Below are 6,084 nucleotides of genomic sequence, written 5' to 3' on the forward strand. Positions count from 1 at the left end.
GGCCACGGCCGAGCCGGCCATGACCAGACCGGCCAGACCGGAAGCCCGCAACAGATTCCGGCGGGACGAGGCCGAGGACGGAGCGGGGGACGAAGCATTGACGGACATGACGGAGGCGCTCCTCGCGTTGTCGATGCGTGCTCGGTGGGTACCGACTGCCGGTCGGTCGCGGTCAGATCGTGTTGCGGTACGGCGGCATGAAGCGCATCCGCGGCATCTGGTCGGCCAGCACTCCCCCGTCGACGACGATGCGCGCCCCTGTGAGATACGCCCCGGCGTCCGAGGCGAGCAGCAGCAGCGCGCCTACGCATTCGTCGGGCTGCGCGTACCTGCCGAGCGGGATGCGCTCGCGGTACGCGGATTCGAAGGCCTCCCGGTCGAAGGGGAATGCGCCGTCGATCGGCGTCTCGACCATGCCCGGGGCAAGGGTGTTGGCGGTGATGCCGTGCGGGGCGAGTTCGACCGCCAGGGTCTCGGTGAGCAGTTGGGCGGCGGCCTTGGAGGCGTTGTAGTGGGCCAGGCCGGCCTCTGCCACCAGGGCGTTCTTCGATGTGATCGTGATGATGCGGCCCGCGATCGAGTCCGCCGTCATGTGTTCGGCGATGCGCTGGCTGAGGAAGAACACGGCGTCGACATTGACCCGCATGATGTGCGACCAGCTCGCGGGGGTGATCTCGTTGAAGCGTTCCAGCGCCGCCGTGCCCGCGTTGTTGACGAGGATGTGCAGGGGCCCCGCCTCGGCGCGTACGGCGTCGACGAAGCCGGGCAGCGCGTCGATGTCCGCGAGATCCTGCCCGTACGTCCGGCAGCTGCGGCCGAGTGCCTCGACCGCCGCCGCGGTCTCGGCGACGCCCTCGGCACCGGGCAGGTCGACGAGGACCAGATCGGCGCCCGCCTCCGCGAGGCCGACGGCGAAGGACCGGCCGAGGCCCCGGGCGGCCCCGGTCACGACCGCGGTGCGGCCGGTCAGATCGAAGCGGTCGGTTCCCCGGGGCGGGACGGCTGCGGTCATGGCGGGGTTCCTCCAGGCGGAGAGGTGGAGTGGCGGAGACGTGCGGAGGGGTGGTCGGGTCCGGTACTGATCGCCGGAGAGGTCCGGGCCGCCGCGCAGGGACACTCGGGTGATGGCGCGGCGGCCCGGCTGCCGGTCGGTACCGGGCGACAGGGGGATGACCCCGGCGCCGTACCGGCAGGTTCGAAGGGGAACGGCCGGGTCAGCCGTTCAGGCCCAGCAGATCCAGCGACGGCCGGTGGATGATCTCCTCCACCGCGTCCGCGTCGAGCGGCGGCAGTCCCGGGATACCGGGGATACGGGCGATCTCCCGCAGCCCCTTCACCGAGTCGTCGACCGTCGTGAACGGGTAGTCGCTGCCGAACATCAGCTTGTGGAAGACCCCGTAGTCCTGGACCAGCCGGAGGCTGTGCCAGAGCTGGAAGGGCCGGTAGTGCAGGGCGCTGATGTCCGCGTACACATGCGGGTGCTTGCGGATGACCGCGATGCACTCGCCCTCGAAGGGGTGGCCGAGGTGGGCGAGGACCATCCGCAGTTCCGGGTGACGGATGGCGACCGCGTCCAGGTGGCGGGGCATCGCCCACTCCAGCGGCGCGCTCGACACGAAGGTGGTGCCGGTGTGCACCAGGAGCGGGAGTCCGTGCCGTTCGGCGTACGTGTACAGCTCGTCGTACTCCTCGGCGGCCGGGTCGAAGCCCGCGTACATCGGCATCAGTTTGATGCCGCGCAGTCCCAGTTCCTGGTGGCCGTGGCGGAGTTCGTCCTGCCAGCCGGGCTGGGTGGGGTCGAGCGAGAGGTAGCCGATGAGCCGGTCCGGATGCGCTGCGGCGTACGAGGCGACGGCGGCGTCGTCCACCCAGAGGCCGCTGCGCCGGGCCTTGCCGCCGACGACGATCGTGCGGGTGCCCTCGGGGGCGGTGGCGGCGTACTCCTCCCACTTCACCGTGAGGTCGACCTCGCCCGCGTGGGCGCGGGCGGAGTCGGACCTGAACGGGTCGGTGAAGTCGTGGCTGTGCCGGAAGAGATGCGAGTGGACGTCGACGATCATGTCCGGTTCCGCTTCTCCCAGCCGTCCGCGAACATGTTCCAGAAGCGGTGGCTGGGCGGGTGCTCTTCGAAGACCTCGTCGACGAGCTCGACACCGAGACCCGGTGCGGTCGGCAGGCCGATGTGGCCGTCGGTGATCGGAAGGGTTCCCTTGAGGGCGTCGAAGACGTAGTCCTCCAGGAGCCCGTCGAAGGTCTCCAGGATCTTGAAGTTGGGGATTCCGAGCGTCGCGTGCACCGAGACGGTGGTGCAGAGCGGCGAGTTGGAGTTGTGCGGGGCCACGAGCATGCCGTGGGTGTCGGCGATCGCGGCCAGTTTTCTGACCTCGGTGAATCCACCGGCCATGGAGAGGTCGGGTTGGATGATGTCGACCGCGTTGGTGGCGAAGAGCGGCTTGTACTCGTAGCGGTTGTGGAAGTGCTCACCGCCGGAGATCGGGAAGGCGGCGCGCTGCCGCAGCTCCGCGTAGCGCTCGATGTGGGTCCACGGCATCGGCTCCTCGAACCAGCCGATGTCGAAGGGCTCCAGCTCGCGCACCAGACGGGCCGCGGTCGGCATGGCGAACCGGGCGTGGCCCTCGATGAAGAGGTCCACGTCGGGCCCGATGGCCTCGCGGACGGCGGCCACCAGGTCGACGGAGCGGCGCAGTTCGGCGCGCTCCAGCTCGTGCAGTCCGGGGCCGAACGGGTCGAACTTGAGGGCGGTGAAGCCCTTAGCCACGGTCTCCTTCGCCTTGGCCGCGAAGGTCTCGGGCTCGCGTTCGCCGGTGTACCAGCCGTTGGCGTACACGCGTACCTCGTCCCGGCAGGCGCCGCCGGTCAGCCGGTATGCGGGAACGCCGAGCGCCTTGCCCATGAGGTCGTACATCGCCTGGTCGAGGCCGGACAGGGCGACGCCGCCCATGTCGCCGCCGCGCAGGAAGTCGCCCTGGTAGACGCGGAGCCAGAGCTCCTCGATGTCGAAGGGGTCGGCGCCGATGAGGTGGCGCTGCGCCAGTGCCTCGGTGAGGGCGCAGACCTCGCGGACCCGGTAGGGGTGGGTGATCTCGCCGATGCCGGAGAGGCCCTCGTCGGTGTGGACCCGGACGTAGCCGAAGTCGCGCCAGGAGGTACCGAGCATCAGGGTCTCGACGCGGGTGATCCGGCCTGCGGGGCCCGCCGGGCGGGTGCGGTTGACGGTCAGCATCAGCGGGTCGCCCCGCCCATGGTGGAGGTGTTCTCCAGGTCGCGGGCGCCGCCGTCGGCGAGGACGGCCTTGACCGCGGCCTCGGTGCCCTCGACGAGGCGGTCCACGTCGGCGTCGGTGTGGGCGTAGCTGATGTGGCTGCGCTTGAGGTTGAGCGGCAGCTCGAACAGGCCGTGGTCGAGGAGCTTGCGGCGGTAGCCGACGAACAGCGAGGCGTCGTTGTTCAGCAGGTCCACGTAGGTGCGGGGGGCCTCGCCCGGCATGAAGTAGCTGACGAAGACGGAGCCGTAGCCGGTGACGACGGCGGGGACGCCGAGGCGCTCGTACAGTCCGGTCAGTTCGGTGCGGACGCGCTCGCCGAGCCTGAAGACGTGCTCGTGGACCGGCTCCTCGCGGAGCTTGCGCAGGGTGGCGAGGGCGGCGGCCACCACGGACGGGTGGCCGTTGTACGTGCCGGCGAAGAAGGCGGGGGCGCCGGGACGGGTGGAGAAGAGGTCCATCAGGTCGGCGCGGCCGCCGATCGCTCCGACGGGGGCGCCGTTGGCAATGGCCTTGCCGAGGGTGGTGAGGTCGGGGGTGACGCCGGAGATCTTCTGCCAGCCGCCGATGTCGTGGCGGAAACCGGTGATGACCTCGTCGAAGATCAGGACGCTGCCGGCCTTCGTGGTCTCCTCGCGCAGCGTGGTGAGGAACTCCTGGTACGGCAGGAGCGCCCCGACGTTGTGCGGGACGGGCTCGACGATCACGGCGGCGATGTCGGAGCCGTGCTCGGCGAAGGCTCGGCGGACGGCCTCGCTGTCGTTGAACGGCAGGACGAGGGTGGCTTCGAGGACCTCGGGCAGGATGCCGGTGGAGATCGGGTCGTGGCCGCCGACCTTCTCGGGCGCGGAGATGACGTTGAGGCTGACCGCGTCGTGCCAGCCGTGGTAGCAGCCCTGGAACTTCACGACCAGGCGGCGGCCGGTGGCGGCGCGGGAAACGCGCAGCGCGTGGAACGTGGCCTCGCTGCCGGTGCTGGTGAGCAGCACCTTCTCGATCGAGGGGATCAGCTCGGCGAGCTGTTCGGCGAGGACGATCTCGCCCTCGGTGACGCCGACGCCCATGTGGCCGAGGGTGGCGCCGGCCTCTGCGGTGGCGCGGGCCACGTCGGGGTCGTTGTGACCGAGCAGGGGCGGGCCGAACGCCGAGTGGAAGTCGGTGTACTCGCGTCCGTCGGCGGTACGGAACCGTGCGCCGTCCGTACCCGTGACGACCAGGTCGGTCAGTCCGGGAACGCTGCGCTGACCGCTGTTCACGCCGCCGGGTACGACCTGGCGGGCGCGCTCGGCGAGTCGGGCTCCGGATTCGTTGCCTACCGGGCCTGAACTCATATCGCTTGCTCCTTGCGTCGATAGTCGTCGGTCTTCGCAGGCCCTGCCCGGCCCATGAATCCCTGGCGCCATCCGCCCGGCAGTCGCCGCAGGAAGAGGATGATCCGTGGTGCTTGAGGTGGTGCTTCAGGTGATGCGTTCGCTGTTTCTGAACGCTGTTCTGTAGAGCAGAACAGTGCTTGGATATTACGTGCGGCTCCAGGGCCGGTCAAGACCCTTTCGGTCCCCGGAAGGCTCGTTTCCGTGGTTTTTCACAGAGAAAACGCGTTCGAGCCTCCCCCGAGGCACTAGGCTGTTCTGCTATGACGAACAGCGCCGCCTCAGAAGAACCGAAGTACTGGGTCAAGAGCGTGGCCAGGGCAGCGGACATCCTCGAGGCGCTCGCCGCCCCCGGACAGGGGGGCGGCCTGAGCGTCACGGAGGTCGGCCAGGCCTGCTCCATCTCCAAGAGCGCCGCCTTCGGCATGCTCCAGACCCTGCGCGCCTACGGCCTCGTCTCCGACGACGGCGAGGGCATGAACCGCCGCTACCGGCTCGGCATGAACCTGGCCCGGCTCGGCGACCGGGCCCGCTCCCAGGTATCGCTGCGCGGGGTCGCCCACCCCGTCCTGCGCGAACTGACGCGGACCACCAAAATGGCGTCCCGCCTCGCCGTCCCCGAGGACGGCCACGCGGTCGTCGTGGACCAGGTCGAGCTCGACCAGCGCGTCCGGCTCGATCTGCGGATGGGGCAGCGCGAGCTGCCGCACTGCACGGGCCTGGGCAAGGCGCTGCTCTCCGCCGTGCCGCCGGGCGAGGCGGCCGAGGTCGTCGAGCGGTTCGGGCTGCCCCGGCGCACCTCCCGCACGATCACCGACCCGGCCACCTTCCTGTCGCATCTGCGCGACATCGCGCGGGCCGGCTACGCCCTGGACGACGAGGAGGACGCCGAGGGCATCATCTGCATCGGCGCCCCGGTCTTCGACGACCGTTCGGTGTGTGCCGGAGCCATCTCCATCACCGGGCTGAAGCTCGGCCTGCCGGCCTGGCGCTACCAGGAACTGGGCGGCCAGGTCAGGGACGCGGCCCGCCGGATCAGCGTCTCGCTCGGCTGGGTCGACGACGCGGACGGCGCCAACCCGGACACCGACACGTCGCATTCCGACGCAATCAGGCCTTGACCAAATGGCGTAACCCGCCGTAGGTTCCCTGCCAACCGCCGAGACACTTCATGGTCACCGGCGTTTTACCCCTTCCGGCCTGGTTCCGGCGCCTGCCCATCGCGCCGCGGACATTCGACAGCCGAACCATTTTCAGCCATCCGCCTCATGGCAGTCCCCCGCAGGAACGCTCCCTCACCTATCGCACTTCTCGGAAGGCGAAGTCCGCATGAGCAGCGTTCCGCACCACCACACCTCGGCCTCGTCCCGCCGGAATCTGTTGCGGGCTTCCGGTCTGGCCGGTCTGGTCATGGCCGGCTCGGCCGTGGCC

At 70.0% G+C, this 6,084-nt stretch carries 5 protein-coding genes; 1 reads left to right on the forward strand and 4 read right to left on the reverse strand.

Features of this window, described 5'->3' with window-relative positions:
• Positions 1 to 172: 172 nt before the first annotated feature.
• The 4 genes from IE107_RS34145 to IE107_RS34160 all read right to left on the reverse strand — a co-directional run bounded on the left by IE107_RS34145 (position 173) and on the right by IE107_RS34160 (position 4,614).
• Positions 173 to 1,012, reverse strand: a complete 840-nt coding sequence (locus IE107_RS34145; RefSeq protein WP_189548227.1) for an SDR family NAD(P)-dependent oxidoreductase — start codon at positions 1,010 to 1,012, stop codon at positions 173 to 175.
• Positions 1,013 to 1,214: 202 nt separating this feature from the next.
• Positions 1,215 to 2,060, reverse strand: coding sequence for an amidohydrolase family protein (locus IE107_RS34150; RefSeq protein ID WP_189548228.1), 846 nt, complete (start codon positions 2,058 to 2,060; stop codon positions 1,215 to 1,217).
• A complete protein-coding gene (locus IE107_RS34155; RefSeq protein ID WP_189548229.1) occupies positions 2,057 to 3,244 on the reverse strand; it encodes a mandelate racemase/muconate lactonizing enzyme family protein in 1,188 nt (395 codons plus the stop codon). Before IE107_RS34155 ends, IE107_RS34150 begins: the two co-directional genes overlap by 4 nt.
• Positions 3,244 to 4,614, reverse strand: a complete 1,371-nt coding sequence (locus IE107_RS34160; protein ID WP_189548230.1) for an aspartate aminotransferase family protein — start codon at positions 4,612 to 4,614, stop codon at positions 3,244 to 3,246. Before IE107_RS34160 ends, IE107_RS34155 begins: the two co-directional genes overlap by 1 nt.
• Positions 4,615 to 4,916: 302 nt before the next feature.
• On the opposite strand from IE107_RS34160, the gene IE107_RS34165 reads away from it, so the two are divergent.
• On the forward strand, positions 4,917 to 5,774 hold the full coding sequence (locus IE107_RS34165; protein WP_189548231.1) for an IclR family transcriptional regulator: 858 nt from the start codon (positions 4,917 to 4,919) through the stop codon (positions 5,772 to 5,774).
• Positions 5,775 to 6,084 lie beyond the last annotated feature (310 nt).

The organism is Streptomyces gelaticus, assembly GCF_014649535.1.
Lineage (GTDB): Bacteria > Actinomycetota > Actinomycetes > Streptomycetales > Streptomycetaceae > Streptomyces > Streptomyces gelaticus.